This window comes from Streptomyces sp. NPDC001617 (genome assembly GCF_053596855.1).
The window spans coordinates 51,807-72,296 of the sequence record NZ_JBSFHA010000042.1 but is presented as its reverse complement, the minus strand read 5'-3'; the positions used below and the strand labels follow the sequence as shown (position 1 = coordinate 72,296).

General features: G+C 70.4%; 18 protein-coding genes and 1 pseudogene. 9 read left to right on the top strand and 10 right to left on the bottom strand.

The features are described 5' to 3' along the window. Positions 1 to 172: 172 nt before the first annotated feature. The 4 genes from ACWC09_RS28745 to ACWC09_RS28730 form a co-directional block, all read right to left on the bottom strand. Positions 173 to 313: a hypothetical protein gene (locus ACWC09_RS28745; RefSeq protein WP_450853770.1), complete on the bottom strand. Its 141-nt coding sequence runs from the start codon at positions 311 to 313 to the stop codon at positions 173 to 175. A gap of 420 nt (positions 314 to 733) precedes the next feature. Further along, entirely contained in the window at positions 734 to 1,699 is a 966-nt protein-coding gene (locus tag ACWC09_RS28740; protein WP_450853768.1) for an Lrp/AsnC family transcriptional regulator, read from the bottom strand. A gap of 193 nt (positions 1,700 to 1,892) precedes the next feature. Next, the gene (locus ACWC09_RS28735; protein ID WP_450853798.1) at positions 1,893 to 4,250 is read right to left on the bottom strand and encodes an MFS transporter; all 2,358 of its coding nucleotides are present in this window, start codon (positions 4,248 to 4,250) and stop codon (positions 1,893 to 1,895) included. 1,277 nt (positions 4,251 to 5,527) lie between these two features. Continuing rightward, complete coding sequence (locus tag ACWC09_RS28730) at positions 5,528 to 5,866, bottom strand: carboxymuconolactone decarboxylase family protein (RefSeq protein WP_450853766.1); 339 nt, start codon at positions 5,864 to 5,866, stop codon at positions 5,528 to 5,530. Positions 5,867 to 6,094: 228 nt separating this feature from the next. Between ACWC09_RS28730 and ACWC09_RS28725 the strand changes: the two genes are divergently transcribed. Beyond that, entirely contained in the window at positions 6,095 to 6,463 is a 369-nt protein-coding gene (locus tag ACWC09_RS28725) for an amphi-Trp domain-containing protein (RefSeq protein ID WP_450853764.1), read from the top strand. A gap of 20 nt (positions 6,464 to 6,483) precedes the next feature. Here ACWC09_RS28725 and ACWC09_RS28720 read toward each other — a convergent pair whose 3' ends face one another. Both ACWC09_RS28720 and ACWC09_RS28715 read right to left on the bottom strand, forming a co-directional pair. After that, positions 6,484 to 7,323: a class II glutamine amidotransferase gene (locus tag ACWC09_RS28720; RefSeq protein ID WP_450853762.1), complete on the bottom strand. Its 840-nt coding sequence runs from the start codon at positions 7,321 to 7,323 to the stop codon at positions 6,484 to 6,486. A gap of 215 nt (positions 7,324 to 7,538) precedes the next feature. Then, positions 7,539 to 9,149 (bottom strand): MFS transporter, encoded by a 1,611-nt coding sequence (locus ACWC09_RS28715; protein WP_450853760.1) that lies wholly within the window; start codon positions 9,147 to 9,149, stop codon positions 7,539 to 7,541. Between the two features lie 201 nt (positions 9,150 to 9,350). Between ACWC09_RS28715 and ACWC09_RS28710 the strand changes: the two genes are divergently transcribed. The 3 genes and pseudogenes from ACWC09_RS28710 (at position 9,351) to ACWC09_RS28700 (ending at position 11,512) form a co-directional block, all read left to right on the top strand. Further along, on the top strand, positions 9,351 to 9,578 hold the full coding sequence (locus tag ACWC09_RS28710; protein ID WP_450853758.1) for a hypothetical protein: 228 nt from the start codon (positions 9,351 to 9,353) through the stop codon (positions 9,576 to 9,578). Further along, a pseudogene (locus ACWC09_RS28705) lies at positions 9,575 to 10,975 on the top strand (DUF2252 domain-containing protein). The gene ACWC09_RS28710 and the pseudogene ACWC09_RS28705 overlap by 4 nt, the downstream one beginning before the upstream one ends. 120 nt (positions 10,976 to 11,095) lie before the next feature. Further along, a complete protein-coding gene (locus ACWC09_RS28700; protein WP_450853756.1) occupies positions 11,096 to 11,512 on the top strand; it encodes a DUF7144 family membrane protein in 417 nt (138 codons plus the stop codon). Positions 11,513 to 11,518: 6 nt separating this feature from the next. On the opposite strand, the gene ACWC09_RS28695 is transcribed toward ACWC09_RS28700, so the two are convergent. Continuing rightward, a complete protein-coding gene (locus tag ACWC09_RS28695; RefSeq protein ID WP_450853754.1) occupies positions 11,519 to 12,823 on the bottom strand; it encodes a DUF2254 domain-containing protein in 1,305 nt (434 codons plus the stop codon). Positions 12,824 to 13,072: 249 nt separating this feature from the next. Here ACWC09_RS28695 and ACWC09_RS28690 point away from each other — a divergent pair, with 249 nt between their 5' ends. Further along, positions 13,073 to 13,477 (top strand): SHOCT domain-containing protein, encoded by a 405-nt coding sequence (locus tag ACWC09_RS28690; protein ID WP_450853752.1) that lies wholly within the window; start codon positions 13,073 to 13,075, stop codon positions 13,475 to 13,477. 30 nt (positions 13,478 to 13,507) lie between these two features. Here the strand turns inward: ACWC09_RS28690 and ACWC09_RS28685 are convergent, their stop codons facing one another. Continuing rightward, positions 13,508 to 16,198 carry a LuxR C-terminal-related transcriptional regulator gene (locus ACWC09_RS28685; RefSeq protein ID WP_450853751.1) on the bottom strand — a complete coding sequence of 897 codons (2,691 nt, stop codon included), beginning with the start codon at positions 16,196 to 16,198 and terminating at the stop codon, positions 13,508 to 13,510. Between the two features lie 194 nt (positions 16,199 to 16,392). Here ACWC09_RS28685 and ACWC09_RS28680 point away from each other — a divergent pair, with 194 nt between their 5' ends. The 4 genes from ACWC09_RS28680 to ACWC09_RS28665 are packed head-to-tail and all read left to right on the top strand — an operon-like array spanning position 16,393 to position 18,044. Continuing rightward, positions 16,393 to 16,821, top strand: a complete 429-nt coding sequence (locus ACWC09_RS28680; RefSeq protein ID WP_450853749.1) for a sulfatase-like hydrolase/transferase — start codon at positions 16,393 to 16,395, stop codon at positions 16,819 to 16,821. A 34-nt stretch (positions 16,822 to 16,855) separates the two neighbouring features. After that, a complete protein-coding gene (locus ACWC09_RS28675; RefSeq protein ID WP_450853748.1) occupies positions 16,856 to 17,257 on the top strand; it encodes an SHOCT domain-containing protein in 402 nt (133 codons plus the stop codon). 23 nt (positions 17,258 to 17,280) lie between these two features. Further along, positions 17,281 to 17,697 carry a DUF6325 family protein gene (locus ACWC09_RS28670; RefSeq protein WP_450853746.1) on the top strand — a complete coding sequence of 139 codons (417 nt, stop codon included), beginning with the start codon at positions 17,281 to 17,283 and terminating at the stop codon, positions 17,695 to 17,697. A 35-nt stretch (positions 17,698 to 17,732) separates the two neighbouring features. Then, complete coding sequence (locus ACWC09_RS28665; RefSeq protein ID WP_450853745.1) at positions 17,733 to 18,044, top strand: SHOCT domain-containing protein; 312 nt, start codon at positions 17,733 to 17,735, stop codon at positions 18,042 to 18,044. A 5-nt stretch (positions 18,045 to 18,049) separates the two neighbouring features. On the opposite strand, the gene ACWC09_RS28660 is transcribed toward ACWC09_RS28665, so the two are convergent. Together ACWC09_RS28660 and ACWC09_RS28655 are read right to left on the bottom strand one after the other, a co-directional pair. Then, complete coding sequence (locus ACWC09_RS28660; RefSeq protein ID WP_450853743.1) at positions 18,050 to 18,787, bottom strand: YhjD/YihY/BrkB family envelope integrity protein; 738 nt, start codon at positions 18,785 to 18,787, stop codon at positions 18,050 to 18,052. A gap of 365 nt (positions 18,788 to 19,152) precedes the next feature. Then, positions 19,153 to 20,472: a diacylglycerol/lipid kinase family protein gene (locus tag ACWC09_RS28655; protein WP_450853742.1), complete on the bottom strand. Its 1,320-nt coding sequence runs from the start codon at positions 20,470 to 20,472 to the stop codon at positions 19,153 to 19,155. Between the last annotated feature and the right edge of the window lie 18 nt (positions 20,473 to 20,490).

Genomic DNA, 20,490 nt, shown 5'->3' with positions numbered 1-20,490 from the left:
CTAACACCCGGAACGGGACGCGGCCACCGCGGTCGTCTCCGCCCTCCGCCGCCGCGGGGGCCTGGTGCGTGCGGGTGCACGGCGTACCGGCGACGGTAGACGTTTGTATGAGTTGCCGAAGCATGGAACGCGCCGTACGCCGAGCCGGTCGCCCGGGCAGGCCCCTTGCGGCTCACGCCTCCGGCGCGGAGTCCGTGACCCGGCCGAGGAGCGCGGTCAGCAGGCCGGCGTCCTGCGGGCGGCTCCGCGGTGTTGTGGAGGTCCGGCCCGGCGGACCCGGCAGACGCAACGGCTCCGCGGTGACGGCCCGCATGGGGCCGTCCGGGACGTCCGGCTACTGGTCGGCAACGCCGGCGTGGTCGGATACCGCGCCGGCCGAAGTCGACCTGGAGGAGGCCGACCGCCTGCTTACCCTCAACGCCGTGGCGCCGGTCCGTTGGTGCGTGCGGTCCTGCCCGGCCTGGTCGCCGCAGGCGAGTGCAGCGTCGTCACCATCACCTCTGCACGCTGCGAAGGCCGCGACCGTCGCCTTCGCTCGCCGTCTCGTCGACGGACTCCGGGGGACGGCGGTCCGGACGCAGGTGGTCTGCCCGTGCGTTGTGGCGACGGACTTCGACGCGGGCGCCGGGCACCACCTGCCATGGACGAAGCCCGCGCAGGTCGTGGCCCGAACCAGTCCGGTGGGCCTGCCTCGACGCCGACAGGGCGCTGCAATCTCCCCGGGCAACCGCCCCTACGGGTGTGCGAGCTGTTTGACCTGGCGCAGGACGGACGATGTCTCCACCCTCCCGATGCCCTCGACGCCGCGGATGCCGCTGATGAGGTAGGCGTACAGCTCTCTGTGCGTGGCGAAGTGCGCGGATACGACGATGTTGGAGTCGCCCGTGACGGCCGCGGCGAAGCTCACCTCGCGGTGGCCGGCGAGTTCGTGCCCGACGTGGGTCAGGTGGGCGGGGGCGACGGTGAGCCACAGCAGCACCCGGAACCCGTGGCCGAGCTGCTCATGGTCGAACTGCACGCTGTAGTGGAGGACACCGGCCGAGCGCAGACGCTCCAGCCGGCGCCGGACGGCCGACTCCGACTGGCCAGTGACCTGGCCGAGTTCGGTGAGCGGAGCTCGTCCGTCGTGTCGCAGCGCCGCCAGGAGCACATCGTCCACAGCCGGCCGCCGGGTTGGTCCGCCGGACGGCTCCGCGGGCGGAGGGCGCAGCGCGGCCTCCTGCTCCGGGGTGAGCGCATCGATGCGCGGGACCCGGCCGAGCGGGCCCTGATGGAAGGAACGCAGCAGACAGTGGGCGCTGACGGAGGAGATCTGGGCACTGCGCCGGAGCCGGTCCAGGACGAGCCCGTCCCCGTCAAGCACACCGCACACCACCTCGGTGCCTCCGGAGGCCACGGCGACGTAGACCGTGTCCGAGCGCCGGGCCAGCGTGTCCGCCAGGCTCTCGGCGGCATCGGGCACACAGCCCAGCCGGACGATCCAGCTGCCCCCGCCCGGCCTGCGGTCGTCGGTCATGCCCACCACCCGCAGGTTCGCGAGGGTGCACAGCCGGTGGAAGCGGCGGGCGACCGTTCGGTCGGAGACGCCGAGCACGGCTCCGATACGGCTGAACGAGGCGCGCCCGTCGATCTGGAGGGCCTGCAGCAGCTTGAGGTCGAGTGTGTCGAGGGCGTCGCGTTCCGGGGAGGCCGCGGTCATGTCCTGCTCCGTGGATCGGTGTCGGGGAGGGCGGCCGGGGCCCGATGTCTGTCTGTCGCGGGGAGACCCGGGACCCGTTGGGGGAGTACGGTCCCGGGTCTCGCGCGGGGCGCCGTCCCGTCCCGGAGGGCGCCCGTACCGGTACGGCTGCTCCGCTCAAGAGGCCGGTCCGGTACGTCTGTGAAGGCGTCGGTCAGGTATCGGGATGGGCCAGTTCGAGGTCCAGACCGTCCTGGTCGTGGCCGCTGTCCACCGTCAGGTGCACCCTCACGGGCGGGTAGCCGGCTGCGATGACCGTGTATTCGCCGGCGTCGAGATCGGTGAAGGCGTAATCGCCGTCCGTCGCGGTGGCCACGTCGGCCACGACATCGCCGACGGCGTTCACCAGCGTCACCCGCGCATCCGCCAGGGGCGTGCGGCCGGCGCCGCCGCGTACGGTTCCTCGTAGCCGCGCGCTCGGCCGCAGTGGCAGATGCACCTTGGCGGTGCCGGCGTCGGACAGCCGGATCGGAAGCGCGGCCGGCCGGAAGCCGGTGGCGGTCGCCCGCACCTCCACCGTGCTGTCGGCGTACGGCAGTTCCCGTAAGGCGAATCGGCCGTGCTCGTCGGTCAGGCCGGCCGCGAGCACCGCGCCGTGCACGTCCGTCACGGTCACGGCGGCTGCCTCCAGGGGCTGCCGGTTCTTCTCGTCGGTGACCGTGCCCGCCAGCCCGCGGGCCGGGGGCAGGACGACGTCGTATGCCGTCGGCTCCGCCCCGAGCAGCAGGGGCCGCGCCTGCGGCCGGTGGCCGAAAGCCGCCGCGACCAGGAAGTACGCCCCGGACCCGGGAGCGTCCAGGTGGTAGGTGCCGTCGCTGCGCGCCACGGTCCGTCCCAGCCGGCGTCCGATCGGTGAGACCAGGGTCAGCGTCGCGCCCGCCATGCCGCTCCCGTCTGCGTCGCGCACCCGGCCCGAGAGCCGCGGGCCAGGCGGTCGGCAGGCCGAGGGGAGGTGTGCGGTGTCCGCGGTGGTGCGCGTCGCCTGGTCGGGCGACGCCTTCGGCGTCCCGCCGTATGCCGTCCCGGTGTTGGGTACGGCCGAGGGACGCGGGCGGCGGATCAGGACCGCGGCCGCCAGCGCGGCCAGCAGGAGCAGACCGGCGCTGACGGTCAGGCACAGTCTCAGTCCGCCGAGGAACGACTCGCCCAGCGCCGTCAGAGCACGTCCGCGGTCGGCGCCCAGCTGCATGCGGCCAACCGCGCTCAGGCCGCTGTCGGCGACGGCATCGGTGATGCGCCGGGCCGTCGCCCCGTTCAGCCCCGCATCCGCGAGGTGCCCGGGCAGCGTGCTCGTGGCCTGTGCGGACAAGACGGCGCCCAGTACGGCCGGGCCGAGCGCCGCGCCCAACTGGCGGAACGCGTTGCTGCCCGCCGAGGCCATGCCCGCCAGCTCGAACGGCACGGAGCTGACAGCCGTGTTCGTCATCGGCGTGATCACGAAACCCAGGCCGAGCCCCAGCAGCGCCAGCCGCCATGACAGCGCACCCAGCGAGGTGTGGGCCTCGGCGCCCGTCAAGGACAGCAAAGCCCCTGCGGCCACCAGCAGACCGCCCGTGATCAGCACTCGGGCGGTGACGTGCCGGGTCAGTCGGCCCACCAGCGGGCCGATGACCAACGTCGCCCCGCTGACCATGATCATCCGCTCGGCCGCTTCCAGCGTGGTCAGCCGCTGGACGACGCCGTAGTACAGGCTCATCACGAAGTAGAAGCCGATCAGCCCGAGAAAGGTGATCATCGCGACCAGCGTGGCGCCGACGAAGCCGGGGCTGCGGAACAGCCTCAGATCCAGCATCGGGCTCGGGCTGTGCCGTTCCACCATCACGAAGGTGAGGGCGGCGAGGCCGGCCAGTGGCAGGGCCACCAGCACCTCGGTGTCCGTGAACGAACCGGCGCCGCCCTCGATGACGCCGTACACGAGCGCGGTGACCGCCACCGCGGCGGTGAGCTGCCCGAGCCAGTCCAGCCGTCGCCCCCGCGGCGCCCGGGAGTCGGCCAGGAGAGGTATCGACGCGGCCAGGGCGATCAGTGAGACGGGGATCGGCAGCAGGTAGATCCAGCGCCAGGCGGCATGGTCCAGGATGCCGCCGGCGATCAGCGGGCCGGAGGCCAGGGCCGCAGACAGGGCGGTTGCCCACATTCCCACGTACCTGCCGCGCTCGCGCGGGTCCGGCACCGCATGGCTGATCAGCGCCAGCGTGGTCGGCAGCAGTGCCGCGGCACCGAGGCCGGCGAGGCCCTGCCCGGCCCACAGCACCTCAATGGAGTGGGCGCTCAGCGCGGTGGCGGCACCTGCGGCCGAGCACAGCAGGCCCGCCTGGAACACCCTCTTGCGGCCGTGCACGTCCCCCAGCACCCCGGCGGTCAGGATGAACGCGGCCATCGGCAGTACGAACGCGTCCGTCACCCACTGCAGTTGGGAGGTCGGCGCGTGCAACGCCCGTTGGATCGCGGGCAGGCTGACCGACACGGTGGTCACCGGCATATAGGCGACGAACACACCGACACAGGCCATGACCAGCGTGGCCGTACGACGATCCGGCAAGGCGGCGACCGGTGCGGTGGTTGTCGTGGCGTTCACAGAGCTTCCTTTCGCGACCATGCCGCACGAGTGGTGCGCCATGCTCCCGGACTGGCCATGCCAATCTCCGCCCCGAAGTGCTCCGGCACCAAGGATCCGTTGCCGAACGGACAAGAACCGCCATCTGCCCCGTGCATGCGCGGATATTGCGCCGGCCCAAGGGCGGCACGGTGTTCCATATTCCGCGTCCGAGTTGACCCGCCACCACGCAAGCCGTGTCTGCACGACGAGAAGGTCAGCCGTCCGAGTGTCCAGAGCGCGTGGGCAGATGCCGCGCGGGTACGCCTCGGCGAAAGGGTTCTTGAGCCGGCGCCCTGCGCCGGGGCGTCGGCAGGAGTCCGTCGCGCATGACGGCGGGCGGTCATGATCTCGGGTTGCGGGCTGCTGACCGGCGGCAGGACGCACAGCTGAGCCGTCTGAGCTTCATGTCTGGGATGCCGTGCTGGACTCGCGGCTCCCGCTGCGGGCACAAGGACCGTCCGGCAGTCACAGCCTGCACTTCCAGTTGAGCGCATTCACCAGGCACCGTCCGACATGTGCGCAGGGCAACCCCTGCCTGGGCTGCGGCAAGTCCGCCACGGGCCCCCGCAGACCGTCCGCGGGACCGGCGCCGACGCCGGCACTGATGCGATCACCCGCAGCCAGGACGGAACTTGACCAGCACGCGCGGCAACTCCGACAACCTCCGCCAGAGCGCAATCCACGCAACGACTGCGCGGAGTCTCTGCGCGCTGGAAGGTGAGTCCGCTGCGTGCGAGTTCCAGGCCCACTCCCGAGGCGGGACGATCGTCTTGGCGCCCAACTGGGCTTGTCCTTCCGGGAACACGTTCGGGACGTGGGTTGGACACAAGGGCAGGCGTTGATCGACAAGGGCCGTCCAGATGCTCGAAGGACTCATGATCCGTCGGCTGTCCGCCCAGGTGGCCCTTCGCGACTGCAGGTTGGGAACCGAGTGGCGTGAGGCTGCGGCCCAGCCGACCGCGCGAGGAGAGCGTGGCGCGTTCGCGCAGGCCGCGGCGGCGCATGACACGTGGACGCGTGCGCGCCGCGAGGCTATCGAGGGATCACGTCTCTGGTGGACCTGACTGCGCGGTTCCTGCGGCCTTTGGGGCGCCCCGCACAGGGGCACGTCGGGCGGAAGGTCGGCCGGCGTGGCCTTCTTCTGCCCGACGTGCCCTGTGCGGGGCGCTGATGCCGGTGGGTGCCTGCTCTCAGCCCTGGCCCTTGCTCTGGCCCTCGATCTCGGCATCGGCGACGGCGATGGCGATGCCGAGTGCCGTGGCGATGTGGCCTGCCGCCGTCATGACGCGGGCGGTGCCCACGATGGGCGCGATGGCGACCAGGACGTCCTGCAGTTGGTCGGCGGTCAGGCCGGTCTTGAGGGCGGGGTCGATGTGGGCCACGTAGGAGATGGGCGGGGCATCCGAGGCGGCGAGTGCCGCGATGCGCGTGAGGATGAGCATGTCGGGGGCCAGCCCGCATCGCTCGATCGAGTCGACCGTCATGGCAGCGAGGGTGTCCAGGACAGGGGTCTCCGATGCAGTGGACATGTCTATGTCCTCCTGGTGAGTTCTGAGCGCGAGGGGGAATTGAGGCGGGACGGACCGAGTGATCCGCGTTCCGCGCATGTGGACGCCTCTCTTCAACCGTAAGACCCATTCGGACCTCGCGCACGGGGGCGCTCATGGCCGGCGCTTCGCCCCGCCCTGAGATGTCCGATCTCTCGCATGGCCTCAGAATTGGCGTGATGGCCTGCTTGTTCCGGATCGGAGACACTCATGAAGGACTTCAAGTTCGAGCAGAAGAGTTCGCTGTCACGCATGGAGGCGGCTGACCGACTCGCCGCACTCGCAGCTGCGTTGAAGGAAGGCGGGGAGGCTGAATTTGAACTCGGCCCCGGAACGCTGAGCCTGCGGATTCCGGACGACCTTCGCAGCGAGATAGAGGTCGAGGTCGGTGACGGGGAGATCGAGCTGGAGATCGAGTTCAAGTGGCCGACCGCTCCGGCCCGGAAAGCGTCGGCGCGGACGGTCGCAGGACCGGAGAAGGCCACGACGCGGAAGAACGCGGCCGCCAAGCCGGGTCGAAGCAGCACGGGCACCGACAGGAGCAAAAGCGCCAAGCGGTCCGCCACAAAAGCGTCCTGAGGCGGGCCGGGGGCCTCGGGTCACGCCGCCGGTTCCGGAGCGAAGGGACGCAGCTCGTCGACCCCGGGTCCCACGACGCCGTAGCTGCCTTCCGGCACCTCGTTCCAGGCGCCCGGCAGGTCGCCGAGGGGTTCGGACACGATGAGCCGGGTCTCGTCGGACACCTCGCGCAGGAACGCCGTATCGGGGTGCAGCGTGCGCAGCGTGTCCACGCGGGTGCTGTAGAACAACGACCGGGAAGCGCCCTGGCTCGAGTAGCGGAAAGCCCATACGCATGCGCCGTCGGTCACGCTGACGGTCATCTGGAGCGGGAATTCCACACCGTGGTCACGGCCGCAGCGCTCCACCGCTCCCACCATTCGGGACACGGCCTCCGGCGGGTTCTTGTCCAGGCCGAAGGTGAGCGCCAGGTAGAACATCACCTCCGAATCCGTCGATCCTTCCATGTCGGAGTACAGCCCGGGGTCGACGAGCAGGCACAAGTCACGGCGCACGAGGTGGAAATCCGAGACGGCACCGTTGTGCATCCACATCCAACGGCCGTGCCGGAACGGGTGGCAGTTCGTCTCCTGCACCGCCGTGCCGGTCGACGCCCGGATATGGGCGAAGAACAAGGGGGAGCGGACATGATCCGCGAGCTCCCTCAGATTGCGGTTGTTCCAGGCGGGGCCGATGCCCCTGAACAAGGCCGGGGTGTCGATGTCTTCCTCCGCATACCATCCGACGCCGAAACCGTCGCCGTTCGTCGTCTCGACACCCAGTCGGGAGTGCAGACTCTGATCGATCAGTGAGTGGGTCGGTTTGTACAGGATGGTGTCGAGAAGCAGGGGCGTTCCCGAGTAAGCGAGCCATCGGCACATGAGCGATCACCTGTGTTCCTGCCCGCGTCTGCGGGAACCTCTCGGTGTCCCGCTCGCGGCGTGCGGAGTCTTCGACGAGTCCGCCGGTCACCTGCTGGCGTCGAGCACGCTCAGGATGAGTCGTCCCTCGGAGGGCGAGGCCGTGGCCGATGATCGGGCGGCTCCTGTCCAGTCCCATTTTCGTGCCCTTCGCGGCGCATCGCCATGGGGACGGCCTACGTGGAGCGAGGCTGGGTCGTCGGGATGCGCTGGGTGAAGAACAGGGCGAGCAGCGAGGTGAGGGCGAGGATCGCGAGTGCGGCGCGCAGGCCGTCGAGCCGTGCCGCGGCGTTCGCGTCAAGCGCGGCCTGCGTCACTTTCGTACTCGTGCCCGCCTCGTCGAGGGCGGCCTCGAGCTGGGCGTCCGAAAGGAAGGGCACGCCACTCTGGAGTTCAACGCTCGCCGTGCTCTTGACGTCAGCCGGGATGTCCGGGTTCTGCTCGATGTCGGCCAGGAACGAACTCGTCAGCACGGCGATCAGGATCGACCCGGCGAGTGCCGTTCCGATCGAGGCCCCGAGGTTGGTGACGGAGTTCTGGATGCCGCCCACTTCCGCGCTCTGCTCGTCCGGCACCGCGGACACGGTGACCGAACCGAGCTGGGACGCCAGTGCGCCCATGCCGAGCCCGATCAGCAGAAGGGGGAGGGTGACGATCTCCGCCCCCGCGTCCGCGTCGAGCGCGGCCATCAGGACCACCGCGCCCGCCAGCAGTGCGAGGATCCCGAGCCGGACCACCCGCCGCGGCGAGACGTCCGGAAGGAAACGCGGGATGAGGATCGCGGCGGCCAGCAGCGTCAGCGAGAGCGGCAGGATCCGCGCGCCCGTCTGGAGTGCGGACAGGCCGAGTGCCACCGACAGGTAGAGCGGGACGAGGAAGAACACGCCCATCTGTACGAGGTACTGGAAGAAGAACATCGTCAGCCCGCCGGTGAGCTGTCGGTTCCGCAGGAGCGCCGGGTCCACGAGTGGATCCCTGCGCTGCTCCACGAGACGCGCCTCCCAGAAGAGGAACAGTCTGACCAGGAGCAGCCCTGTCAGCATCAGCCAGACGACCAGTGAGATGCCGAGCCAGGAAGGCGCGTCGGGCTTCGGCCGGAACCAGCCCCATTCGTCCGAGCGGAGCACGCCGTAGACGAAGGTCCCGAGTCCGAGGGCGGAGAGCGCCGTGCCGACGAGATCGAGGCGGGGGCGGCTCTCGGTCGGCGCGTCGGCGATACGGCGGCCGAGGACCAGGATGCCGAGCACGATCACGACTTCGCCGGCGAACACCCAGCGCCAGGAGAAGTACGTGGTCGCGACGCCTCCGATGAGCGGTCCGACGGCGATCGCCACGGCTCCCGCGGCCGCGACGAGTCCATAGGCGGCAGGTCGGCGTTCGACACCGAAGTTGCCGGCGACCAGCGCCACGATCGCGGGCATGATGAGCGCCGCACCGAGCCCCTCGAGGAACGACCAGCCGAACAGCAGCACCGGCAGGTTCGGGGCGAGGGCCGTGGTCAGGGATCCGCAGCCGTAGACGACACAACCGATCATGAATGCGGACTTGCGGCCGATCAGCGCGCCGACCTTGCCGCCGGGGATCATGAACATCGCCATCACGAGGGTGTAGGCGGTGATCGCTCCCTGGACCCCGGTCACCGTCGTGCCCACGTCGTCGGCCACCGTCGCGATCGAGACGTTCATGACGGAGCTGTCGAGGGCCATCAGGAACTGGCCGGACGCGAGTGTCAGCAGGACGAGTCGTGCGGCCGCCGGCCTCTCAGGACTGCCTTCCCGTGGTGCCATGCGCGCATCGTCTCAGCGGTCGGGGCGCTCGATCCTCGACCCGCCACGGAGGTCAGCCGGTTGGCGGACGGTCGGTCGAACCTTGAGTTCGTGCCCGACGCGAGGCCGTCCAGTCACCTCGTACGGGTGATCCGGTGTGACCGCGGGGCGGGCAGCATGCGAGGAACAGGGGCACAGCGCGCAAGAGAGGGCGGTGTCGGCATGCGTTATGAGTTCCGTGTCGACGGTCGCGTCTCCGTGGCCATGGCCGAGGCGTTCCCGGAGCTGGCCACGAAGTCCGGTTCCGAGCAGACGCTGTTCTTCGGCTCGGTGACGGACGAGGCGCATCTGTACGGACTGCTCCTGCGTTTCCAGAATCTGGGGCTGCGTGTCGAAGAGATGCGCCGCCTCCCGGATACGGAGACGCGGGCGACAGGGAGGCCGCGATGACAGCAACGAACCAGGCCGGCAGCCACCTCACCGTGGCCGAGCGAGTCGCGCAGGGCAGAGCGGTCCGTTCCCTCGTGCCCCGGTCGAGCCACGCACGGTTCGTCCCGGCCGAGCAGCGGCTGGACCCCGTCGACGTCCTCGATCGGCAAGCCGTCACGCGGGTGCCCGAACTGGTGCGCATCCGGTACGGCAGGATGGTGGAGTCCCCCTTCCGGTTCTACCGGGGTGCCGCCGCGATCATGGCCGCCGACCTCGGCCGGATGCCGGACACCGGCGTCACGGTCCAGCTGTGCGGTGACGCCCACCTTCTGAACTTCGGTCTTTTCGCGTCTCCCGAACGGCACCTCGTCTTCGACATCAACGACTTCGACGAGACCCTGCCGGGCCCCTTCGAATGGGATGTCAAGCGGCTGGCCGCCAGTTTCGCCGTCGCGGCCCGCGCGAACGGGTTCGACGACGGCAGCGCGCCGCCGTCGTCAAGGAATCGGTGAAGCTGTACCGGGAGCGGATGCGGCTGTTCGCCGGCATGCGCACGCTGGACGTCTGGTACGCCCAGGACGACGCCGACCAGCTCAACGCGCTGCTGCAGGACAAGAAGATCCGCCGGCGCACGTCCCGTGCCGTGGCCAAGGCACGGACCCGGGACAGCCTCCAAGTCTCCGGCAAGCTCACCCACGTGGTCGACGGTGTACGACGGATCGCCGCCGACCCGCCCCTGATCACCCCCATCGGTGACCTGGCTCCGGGCACCGAGCGCGAGGAACTCGAACAGAGCCTGCGTAAGGCTCATCGGAGGCTACGGGCGCAGCCTCTCCACCGAACGCCGGAGCCTTCTGGAACGCTTCCGTCTGGTCGACCTGGCGCGCAAGGTGGTCGGGGTGGGGAGCGTAGGTACCCGCTGCTGGATCGTCCTCATGGAAGGCCGGGACGACGGTGATCCGCTGCTGCTGCAGGCCAAGGAGGCCGGGGAATCGGTTCTCGCCCCGTACAGCGGACCCAGCAGGTACGACAACCAGGGGAAGCGGGTCGTCGCCGGGCAGCGGCTGATGCAGGCGAACAGCGACATCTTCCTCGGCTGGGAACGCGTCATCGGTATGGACGGCCGGCTGCGCGACTTCTACGTCAGGCAGCTGCGCGACTGGAAAGGCACGCCCCTGCCCGAGACCATGCCGCCCGACATGCTGCGTCTGTACGCGGGCCTGTGCGGTGGCTCGCTGGCCCGCGCCCACGCCCGCTCGGGCGATCCGGTCGCCCTCGCCGCCTACCTGGGAACCGGAAGCTCCTTCGACCGGGCCCTGGTGGAGTTCGCCGAGGCGTACGCCGACCAGAACGAACGGGACTACGAAGTCTTCGCCAAGGCGGTGAAGGCCGACCGGATCACCGCTCGGGTCGCCTGAGCATGCGTCCGGCCAAACCGCTCATCACCCTTCAGGGGTGACGACGGGGCGGCCGGTCAGGGGGAAGCCTGATCACAAGCGGCTGCGAGCCGCAGCCGCACGAGCCATGGAGGTCCTGCAATGGCCACCACCACCCACCACCGGTCGCCCGGCGTTCAGGCGGCTGCCACAGGGCTGACGCTCTTCGCCGCCGTGATGCTGTTCATCGCCGGCACCCTCGATCTCTTCCGGGGGATCATGGCGATCGCCGACGACGAGGTCTTCGTCAACACCCCCAACTACGTCTTCAAGTTCGACCTGACGAGCTGGGGCTGGATCCAGCTGACGCTCGGGGTGATCGCCATGATCGTGAGCTTCGGCCTGTTCACCGCGGCCACCTGGGCAAGGGTCGTCGGGGTGGGCATCGCGGGACTGCTGATCATCGCCAACTTCCTGTCCATCCCGTACTACCCGGTCTGGTCGCTGACGCTGATCGCCCTGTACGGGTTCGTGATCTGGGCGCTGTGCACGGTCAGGCGGGAGGACGTCCGGGACTGAAGGGGGTCACGGGGCCCTCACCCCGCCGAGTCCCTGCCGGTCCGCTCCCTCCGCCACCGCTGTGAACAGTGGATCCCGGAAGGCACGGGCAAACCGGTCCACCAGGGCGATGCGTTCGACCAGCGGGGCTCGCCGGTGGTCCGGGGACGCCTCGGCCACGGCGTCGAGCAGCACCCGTAGGCGCCGTACGACCTGCAGGGACGTCGCCCCGTAGTGCAGGATCTCGTCCAGGGCCAAGCTCACCAGCCCCGGCCACACGGGCGCGGAGCGCCGCAGCCGGGGCGTCCCCTGGTCGTCCTCCACCAGCGCCACGCCGAGCGGGCGCGCGACGAGCCGCACCAGGGCCTCTTCGATCTCGTCCAGTGCCTGGACGGCGGTGGTGGGGTCGTTGACGGCCGGTGAGAGTGCGCGGATCGCGATGTCCACCAGGAGCCGGAGGCCGTACGACGGATCCTGGTCGAGGGAGCGGTCCCGGTCCACGCGTACACAGGACGCCAGGCGGCGCAGCCGGGTGCCCGTTGGTGCGGGCGCCCCCGCCGGACCGTGCACATACCCCAGGACCGTGCCGGTGCCGACGTGGTCCCCGGGACCGACATCGAGGGCGACACACGCGTCCTGGCCGGTCGCGATCCGCACCAGCCGACGCTCGTCGACGCTCTGGACGACGCCGGGCCGGCCGGCGTGGACCAGGGGAACCCCCGGACCGGATGCCCAGGAGGCTGTCGCACCGGACGCCGCCGCTGTGCCGCCCAGCGGGAGAGCGGAGCCGATCGACGCCGACATGAGCTCGCCCACCGCGCGAGCGAGCCCGCCCCCGGTCACGAACTGCCGCAGCCCGGTGAGACTCCGCAACAGCACGGCTGTGTCGATCACCACCAGGACGACGGCCAAGGTCACCGACAGCCGCGGTGTCTCGTCGGGCCGGATCTGGGCCAGGACGACCAGGGCGTAGACCGCGGTTCCGGTCACGAGGCCGACGACGGTCAGAGACCGGCGGAAGTGGCCGATGACGCCGATCAGCCGGGGAGACATGCTCTGCACGGTCTGGATGACCAGGGTGACCGCGGTGATGACGAATCCGGACAGGGTGATCATCCCGCCCGCGATGGCCGCGAGGGTCGTCGAGGCCGTTGCCGGGTCGTAGGTCAACCCGACCTTCGGAAGGGAGTCCTCCCAGTGCGGCAGCCCCAGGCCGAGTCCGACGGCCGCCACCATCGTCGCCGTCGCCACGGCCGGGCTCAGGAGCCCGACCAGGCGCCTGAAGCGGGCCGTGGCGACGGGACCTCGCGTGTGCCACGGCTCTGCCTCCACGTGATCACCGTAAGAGCCCCGGTCTATTCGCGCGCGTCATGTCACGAGTGAGGGTGACCGTGCGTCAACGGCAGTGCCGCATGATCCAGTCTGCGCCGTGATCGGCCGCCAGGGCGTCCGCGGCGAAGGGGGCGTCCGTGGGGCCACCCGCCGCGGGTGATCCGCCGTCCTCCCTGCCGGTGGACCGTGGTGCCGTCAGCACTGCGCCGCTGTGGTCATCGGACGGCGGACCGGAAACTGGAGGGCATCATGTCCGACTACCCCCTGCTCAACGCGTTCCTCACGATGATGTGGTTCTTCCTTTGGGTGATGTGGTTCATGCTCCTGTTCAGGGTCGTGGCCGACATCTTCAGCGACGACACCCTCAGCGGCTGGGGCAAGGCGAGCTGGACAGTCTTCGTCTGTGTCCTGCCCTTCCTGGGCGTCTTCGTCTACCTGATCGCCCGGGGCCGGAGCATGGGAGAGCGGGCCATGCGGCAGGCGCGCGCCCGTGACATGGCCTTCCGCGCTTATGTCCAGGATGCGGCCACCGAGGCCCCGACGACCGGGACGAACAAGGCGGACGAACTGGCGAAGCTGGCCGGCCTGCACGATCACGGCGACATCAGCGACGCCGAGTACGAGAGGGCCAAGGCCAAGGTGCTCGCCGGGTGAACGCATCCGGCCGGGCAGGTGACCGGGCCCCTACAACAGGTGCAGCTCCCGGGCGTGACGCACCGCTTCGCTCCGTCGCGTCGCGGCGAGTTTGCGGTAGACGCTCTTGAGGTGGGTCTTGACGGTGTTGACCGACAGGTGGAGGTCGGCGGCTATCTCCTCCGTCGACATCGTCTGTGCCAGCCGTTCCAGCACCTCGTGCTCACGCTCGCTGAGCGGTTCGGTCATCAGGTCGGGGCCGTGCTCGTGCGGGTGGTGCTCCGGAGCGTGTCCCAGCACCGTGGGCGGCAGCCAGTCGTGGCCTCGGGCCAGCGCGGGCCGGCGGCGCATCAGGTGCCGTAGCCACGGTCCGGCCTCGAGGAACGGACGCCTCAGTTCTTCGGGCCGGGCCGTGGACAGGGCCCGTGCGGTCAGGCGCTGTGCCGCGGTGCCGTTTCCCAGCGCGTCGGCGGCCTGCGCCCGCGTCAGCAGCATCCTGGCCGTGACGGCGGGTCCCTCGCCCGTGCCGGTCGGGAGGGCGTCGAGCAGACTCTGGGCCTCCTGCTCGCTGCCCAGCGCGAGCCGGGCGCGGGCCGCGGCCACCACGCTCTCCGGCCCGGCGGCCCCGCCCTCCTCGAGATCCTCCACAGCGGCTTCCGGGTGGCCGTCCGCAAGGTGTGCGTTGGCCTTCGACAAGGCGGTCCGGTCCCGTACCCACGGCGAGGGCTCGACGGCCGTCTGCGGTTGCTCCAGTTCGTCGAGAAGGCGGAGTGCCGCTCGCGGACGGCCCTTGGCGAGCAGCAGGCGCGACCGCACGAGCGTCAGCTCGGCCCGCACGATGGGGTCGTGCGGGGCCACGGACGACGCGGACACCTGCGCGAGATGGGCATGCGCGGCGCCGAGTTCGTCCCGGTCGAGGGCGACGGCGGCCAGCACGATCTCAGCCACTCCGGTCCGGGCGGACGGTGGTAGGCCGCCGCGCTCCGCCTCGGCGATCGCTTCCCGGGCATGCCGTTCGGCGCGGTCGGGCCAGCCGCGCAGGAGGTCGATCAGGGCCAGTCGGCTGAGTGACTCATGTCGCGGAAACGTGATGTCCGGTCCGTCGCTCAGGCGCACGGTGGCGGACAGCGTCGACCGGGCGGCGTCGAAGCGTCCGGCCCACAGTTGAGCCGATCCCAGGTCGGTGAGCATCAGTGCGCGCAGTTCGGGGTGCGTTTCCAGACGCTCGGCGGGGATGGCCCGCTCCGCCGCCTCCACGTCCCGCGCGGCGGCCTCGGCCAGGTCGGCCGAGCCGATCATGCGGGCGGCCAGTACCCGTAGCAGAGCGCAGCTGAGTCGTCGGGCCGCGGACGAGGACCCGCCGTCGCGCAGGTTGTCCTGGGCGCGGCGAAGGTGGTCGAGCCCGCGGTCGACGTCGTGGCGGGTCAGATGGCGGGCGGTGCGCACGAGATCCGCGGCGGGACCGGGAGTGTCCGGGGGCATCTGGGAGAAGAGCCGGTCGAGGCGTTCGGCGTCCAGTCCGGTGAGGAGCCGGCCGATGGCCAGCTCCTCCACGAACCGGTTCGCGGTGTGTTCCCAGTCCCCGGCGTCCGCGGCATGCGGCAGGGCCTCGGCGAACAGGCCCGCTTCAATGAACCACCGGGCCGCCCTGCGGTGCAGCTCGGGCGCGAGCCCCGGGCAGCGGACCCGCAGATGCACCCGGAGGATCTCGGCGAACAGCGGATGGAGCCGGTACCACGCGTGGCCGATGGACTCGACGAACGCGTTCGCGCGCTGCAGCCCGGCCAGGATCGGCTCCGCGTCGTCGCGGCCCGTCAGCGCGTTGGCCAGGTCGGGGTGGATCTGTTCGAGGATGCTGCTGCGCAGCATCAGGTCCTGGGTCTCCGCCGACTGCGTGTCGAGCACCTCGGCGAGCAGAAAGTCGGCGAGCGTGCTCCGGCCCGCCTCGAAGTCCTCCAGGAAGGTGTCCGGGTCCTCGGCGCGCTGCGCCGCCAGGGTGCAGAGCCGGAGCCCGGCGGCCCAGCCTCCCGTCCGCTCGGTCAGGGCCTCGACGCCCTGCTCCGACAGGCGCATGCCGTGCCTGCTCAGCAGCTCGGCCGTCTCCTTGGGCCGGAAGGCCAGGTCGGCGCCGCGGATTTCGGTGACCTGGCCGGCGGCGCGGTAGCGGTGCAACGGCAACTGCGGCTCCGTACGGCTGATGACCACCAGGCGCAGTCCGTCGCCCACGTGGCGGAGCACGAACTGGAGCTCGTCGGCGATCTCCGTCGAGCCGACCACGTGGTCGAACTCGTCGAGCACCAGGACGACGGGCTCCTGCAGCTCACTGAGGTGCGCCGCGAGCCGGGCGAGCAGGGAGTGGTCCACCTCGCCGGGGCGGGCCGGGCTGCCGACGGCGTCGGGTGGGCCGAAATCGTGGCGCCGCATGGCCTCCAGCACATAGGTCCAGAAGACGCCGGGGCGGTTGTCCTCGGCCTCCACGGTCAGCCAGGCCACATGGCTCGGCGCGCCTTCCAGGGCGATCCAGTCGGCCACCAGCAGGGTCTTGCCGGCTCCCGCGGGTCCGTTGACGAGCGTCACCGGCGTCTGCGCACCTAGCGCCAGACGCTCGACGAGCCGCGGTCTGCGCACGAACGTGCTCGGCGGAACCGGCACCTGGAACCGCGCCGCCAGGAGAGGGGCACCGCTCGGCGTGAGGCGTCCCGCAGCGGCGTCCCGGTGTCCGCCGGAGGTCGGATGGGGCATGGGACTCACCGCAACACCGCCGCTCGCAGTCCGGAGAGACTGCCTACCGTTTGATCATCCCGCCATGCCCCGAGCCCCGCAACGGCTGCCGCCGTTCACCCGGGGAGGGTGAGGCGCCGGGGTGCGCCGCCCCGCACTGTGGGGGCAGGGAAAGCGTGGCCCTGCCGGGGCGACCTGGAAGGAAGGCGCAGCGCATGTCCGAGATCCACCGCCAGATCCTCCCCATCCCCGATGTGACCCGCCCGGGGTCGATCACGTACGACGCCAAGGATCCGGACACCTCCTTCCCGCCCATCCGTCCGTTGATGCCGCCCGAGCAGGCACCGAACGTGATGCTGATCATGCTCGACGACGTCGGCTTCGGAGCCCCGAGTACCTTCGGCGGCCCCTGCGAGACCCCGGTCTTCGACCGTCTCGCGCGGAACGGTCTGCGCGACACCCGGTTCCACTCGACCGCCCTGTGCTCGCCGGACGCCGGTACGCCGGTCGCCCTCGACTACGAGAGCCCCGACGGCGCCTTCACCGGAGACATCCACCGGGTCCAGGTCGACACCGGGCCCAACGACGCGGACCACCTCATCCGGCCGGAAGACCGGATCCGTATCGCCATGGGACGTCAGTGAGAACGGACGTCCGTCAGAACAAGGGAGAAGGACCATGGACTACCCGCTGCTGAACGCCTTCCTGACCATCATGTGGGTCGCCCTCTGGGTCATGTGGTTCATGCTGCTCTTCCGCATTTTCGGCGACATCTTCCGGGACGACTCGATGAGCGGCTGGGGCAAGGCCGGATGGTCGGTCTTCTGCGTCATCCTGCCCTTCCTCGGCTGCTTCGTGTACCTCATCGCCCGCGGAAAGGGCATGGGCGAACGCGAGGCCCGCAGGGCACGCAGGAACGAAGAGGAATTCCGTGCCTACGTGCGGGACGCCGCCGCTACGGGGCAGGACACGGGCACCGGTCACGTCGACGAGCTGTCGAGGCTCGCCGGCCTGCACGACCACGGCGACATCACCGACGCCGAGTACGAGCGCGCCAAGGAGAAGGTGCTCGCCGGCTGACGGTGCGAGGAAGGAGAGCTGTCATGGACGTGGGACCTGTCGAGTACGTCGTCGTCGCCTTTCCGGGCAACCGTTTCCGGGGCGAGATCGCCCCGGAGCTGAGAGCTCTGGTGGCCAGCGGCACCGTGCGGATCCTCGATCTGACCTTCGTCAAGAAGGACGCGGACGGCGTGGTCTCCTACGTCGAACTCGATGCTCTCGACCCCATGGAGGCATCGGTCTTCGATGACATCGAGGGGGAGGTCGGCGGACTGTTCAGCCAGGAGGACCTGGAACTGATCGCCGAGGAACTCGTGCCGGACTCGTCGGCGGCCGTCCTCCTGTGGGAGGACACCTGGGCGGCCGGGATCTCGGGCGCCGTCCGTCGTGCCGGCGGACGGCTGGTCGCCCATGAGCGCATCCCCGCCGAGGCGGTGGAGCGCGCGTACCAGGAAGCCTGAGACGGCGTCTTTGATCGGAAGGATGGGTGAGGGCCATGTTGGGTCGTCCCTTGGCGCGTCGTGGACGTCCCGGTCTCGTCGGTGTGGCCGCCCGCACGGCGGTGGCCGCCGGCACCGCGAGCGCGGTCTCCGGCCGTGTCGCCCGGCACCAGGCCGAGCGTGCCGCCGCACAGCAGACCGTGCCGGACGCGGGTGCGTCCACGCAGGCGCCCGCAGGCCCCGGAGCCACTTCGGGGCTGACGGACGAGGAGATCAGCAACCTGGAACGGCTCGGGAAACTCCACGAGCAGGGCGTGCTCTCGGACGAGGAGTTCGCGGTCCAGAAGGACCGCATCCTCAGGGGCTGACGGAGCTACGACTCGTCGTCGGCCACCGGAGTTCCCAGCCACTGCGGGAACGGCCCCGAGACCGCGGTGACCTGGCCGAGGGCGACTCCGGCGACGATCACGCAGCAGCCCGCGATCAGCCAGGACAGGATGGTGAAGACGTAGCCGAGCGACCCGAACTGGGCGGTGCTTCGTTTCAGGGCCGCGGGCAGGAACAGGCCTGACAGATAGCCGAACGTCGCCATGCCGACGCCCGCCAGAACGCCTCCGGGCAGCAGCGGAAGCCAGCCGATGCGCGCTCCGAGCAGCAGGTGCTGCGTCCACCACCACAGCAGTACGGCGGTCACCAGAGAGAGCAGCACACCCAGCCAGGTCCCGCCTCCGAAGCCGTGGCGCAGCGGAGCCTGGCACAACAGCGCCGCCAGCCACCCGAGCAACCAGACCAGCCACCGCCAGGCGGACATCCGTGTGCCGGCCCTGGGCAGATCCCAGCAGCGTTCGCAGACACTCTGCAGCGCCCGGCTCAGCGCGGTCGCCGAAACGAGTGTGACGAAGGCCCCGACACCTCCGTAGGTCTGCTTGGTCACGCCCTGGGCGGAGAATGTGTCCTTGATGTCGTTGACGGGCGCGCCCTTGCCGAGCAGGGCCTGAACGGATTTGGTCAGCAGGTCCTGGATGGGCTTCGGCGCGAACGCGGCCACAACGATGAGCATCGGCAGCGCGGCCAGGAACGTCTGGGCCGCCAGCCGTGCGCTGGCGTCCATCCAGTTCATACTGATCAGTCTGCCGAGCATCCGCCCGATCACCGGTGTCCGCCCGGGCATCTCACGAGCCGTCCTGGCCCAGTCACCGAGCCGCTTTCGATCCACAGTCCATTCCTCGCACACAGAAGTCGTCACCGCCTTCGGTGGCTCGCGTCAGGTGTGCCTCATCCGGGTGAATCGGCAGCTGAACCGGATCGACAGGGCGGAAGCGGTGATCGGTTGGCTGGCGTGCGGCAGGTTGAAGGCACGGAAGGCCGCGGTGCGGGCGGGGACGTTCGCACTGGTCCTCATCGGCATCGCGGTGCCGTTCGTCCGGGTTCCGCCCGGGTCTTGTCCTGGTCACAGTTACCTGCGGCGGGCCTGACTCAACCGTGCGACAGAGCCAGATCGCGCAGTCGGCGCCAGTCCAGGCGCGCATGTCCCCTCGGTACACCGGGGCGGTGACGGGGGACACGCACCCGCAGGGCCTGGGGACGGATCACGCAGTGAACGGGCGTGGGGAAGCGGAGCGCCTCGCCGTCGACGCCGACCTCCACCTCGGGCGTATCGGCATCGACGACGATCTCGTGAGCGGTCGCGAAGGTGAGCCCCGACGAGCGCCTGCCACGCAGCAGTTCGGCCGCCTGGACCGCGTTGTCGACCTTGATGCCCAGCACGCCGAGCGAACCCGTGTCCAACCGCTCCCGGTGTCCGAGACCGGCCGGGTCGTTCGTGCGGTACGGGTTGTTGCTCACGAGCACGGCCTGCGGGGCGTCGATGCTCACCCCCGCGCCCTGAACCGTCAGGCGGGAGCCGACGTGATGGGTCAGGACGTCCGGCAGCATCCGCAGGATGGTGTGCAGCTTGTCGTCGCGGTAGGCGGGGCTCTGCACCACTTCCGCGTAGGCGCCGAACGACACGTTGTTGACGAAGGTCCGTTCTCCGATGCGACCGAGGTCGACGCGGAGTTCGACACCGTCGGTGAGCGCGGCGAGGCCTGTGGACGGGTCCTCGCGGTCGAGTCCGAGATCGAGGGCGAAGTGGTTCCGTGTCCCGGCCGAGATCACCATGAAGGGGACGCCGTGGTCCGCCGCCACCGCGGCGACGAGGGCCTGTGTCCCGTCGCCGCCGGCCACACCGAGAAGGTCCGCGCCGTCCGCCAGGGCGTGGCGTGCCAGCGCGGCGACGTCCTGCGGGTGTGCGGGGTCGAGCAACGCGACCTGGGCGCCCAGGGCTTCGGCCTTCTCCTTCAGCCCGAACCTCCCGACCTTCCCGCCACCCGAGCGTGGATTCATGATGAGGAAGGGGCGCACGGGCGGCGGGGTGCGGTATTCGACCGGAGCGGCCCGGCCGCCGTCCTCGGCGAGCGCGGCCCAGCCTTCGAAGCACACCACGGCCCACAGCACCAGCATGACGATCACCAGCCAGAACAGGCCGACCGCGACGAAGAGCGCGATCATCGCCGCCTGCGCCGCCACCGCGAGCGCGACCGCGAGCACTCTGACGGGGCCCTTGCGGCTGAGGGCCCACCACAGCCCGGCCGCGCTCACGGCGAGCCCGGCCAGAGCGACGGCGGCCAGCGCCAGGCTCTTCAGGCCGGCGACCACGAGCGGCAGAACCACTGCGGCGACCGCCGCGGTGATCGCCAGTCGGGCCGCCCACTGTTGTGTCGTTCCGGTGTGCTGCCCGGCGACTTCGTCATTCATGGTTCCTCCCTAACTCGT

Bases quoted from the DNA above. Each gene is read 5' to 3' on its own strand.
- ACWC09_RS28730 (WP_450853766.1), bottom strand. From the start codon at position 5,866: ATGTCCACTGCATCGGAGACCCCTGTCCTGGACACCCTCGCTGCCATG.
- ACWC09_RS28710 (WP_450853758.1), top strand. From the start codon at position 9,351: ATGCGTTATGAGTTCCGTGTCGACGGTCGCGTCTCCGTGGCCATGGCC.
- ACWC09_RS28690 (WP_450853752.1), top strand. From the start codon at position 13,073: ATGTCCGACTACCCCCTGCTCAACGCGTTCCTCACGATGATGTGGTTC.
- ACWC09_RS28720 (WP_450853762.1), bottom strand. From the start codon at position 7,323: ATGTGCCGATGGCTCGCTTACTCGGGAACGCCCCTGCTTCTCGACACC.
- ACWC09_RS28670 (WP_450853746.1), top strand. From the start codon at position 17,281: ATGGACGTGGGACCTGTCGAGTACGTCGTCGTCGCCTTTCCGGGCAAC.
- ACWC09_RS28675 (WP_450853748.1), top strand. From the start codon at position 16,856: ATGGACTACCCGCTGCTGAACGCCTTCCTGACCATCATGTGGGTCGCC.
- ACWC09_RS28745 (WP_450853770.1), bottom strand. From the start codon at position 313: ATGCGGGCCGTCACCGCGGAGCCGTTGCGTCTGCCGGGTCCGCCGGGC.
- ACWC09_RS28700 (WP_450853756.1), top strand. From the start codon at position 11,096: ATGGCCACCACCACCCACCACCGGTCGCCCGGCGTTCAGGCGGCTGCC.
- ACWC09_RS28680 (WP_450853749.1), top strand. From the start codon at position 16,393: ATGTCCGAGATCCACCGCCAGATCCTCCCCATCCCCGATGTGACCCGC.
- ACWC09_RS28655 (WP_450853742.1), bottom strand. From the start codon at position 20,472: ATGAATGACGAAGTCGCCGGGCAGCACACCGGAACGACACAACAGTGG.
- ACWC09_RS28725 (WP_450853764.1), top strand. From the start codon at position 6,095: ATGAAGGACTTCAAGTTCGAGCAGAAGAGTTCGCTGTCACGCATGGAG.
- ACWC09_RS28715 (WP_450853760.1), bottom strand. From the start codon at position 9,149: ATGGCACCACGGGAAGGCAGTCCTGAGAGGCCGGCGGCCGCACGACTC.
- ACWC09_RS28665 (WP_450853745.1), top strand. From the start codon at position 17,733: ATGTTGGGTCGTCCCTTGGCGCGTCGTGGACGTCCCGGTCTCGTCGGT.
- ACWC09_RS28740 (WP_450853768.1), bottom strand. From the start codon at position 1,699: ATGACCGCGGCCTCCCCGGAACGCGACGCCCTCGACACACTCGACCTC.
- ACWC09_RS28685 (WP_450853751.1), bottom strand. From the start codon at position 16,198: ATGCCCCATCCGACCTCCGGCGGACACCGGGACGCCGCTGCGGGACGC.
- ACWC09_RS28735 (WP_450853798.1), bottom strand. From the start codon at position 4,250: ATGGCCTGTGTCGGTGTGTTCGTCGCCTATATGCCGGTGACCACCGTG.
- ACWC09_RS28660 (WP_450853743.1), bottom strand. From the start codon at position 18,787: ATGGACGCCAGCGCACGGCTGGCGGCCCAGACGTTCCTGGCCGCGCTG.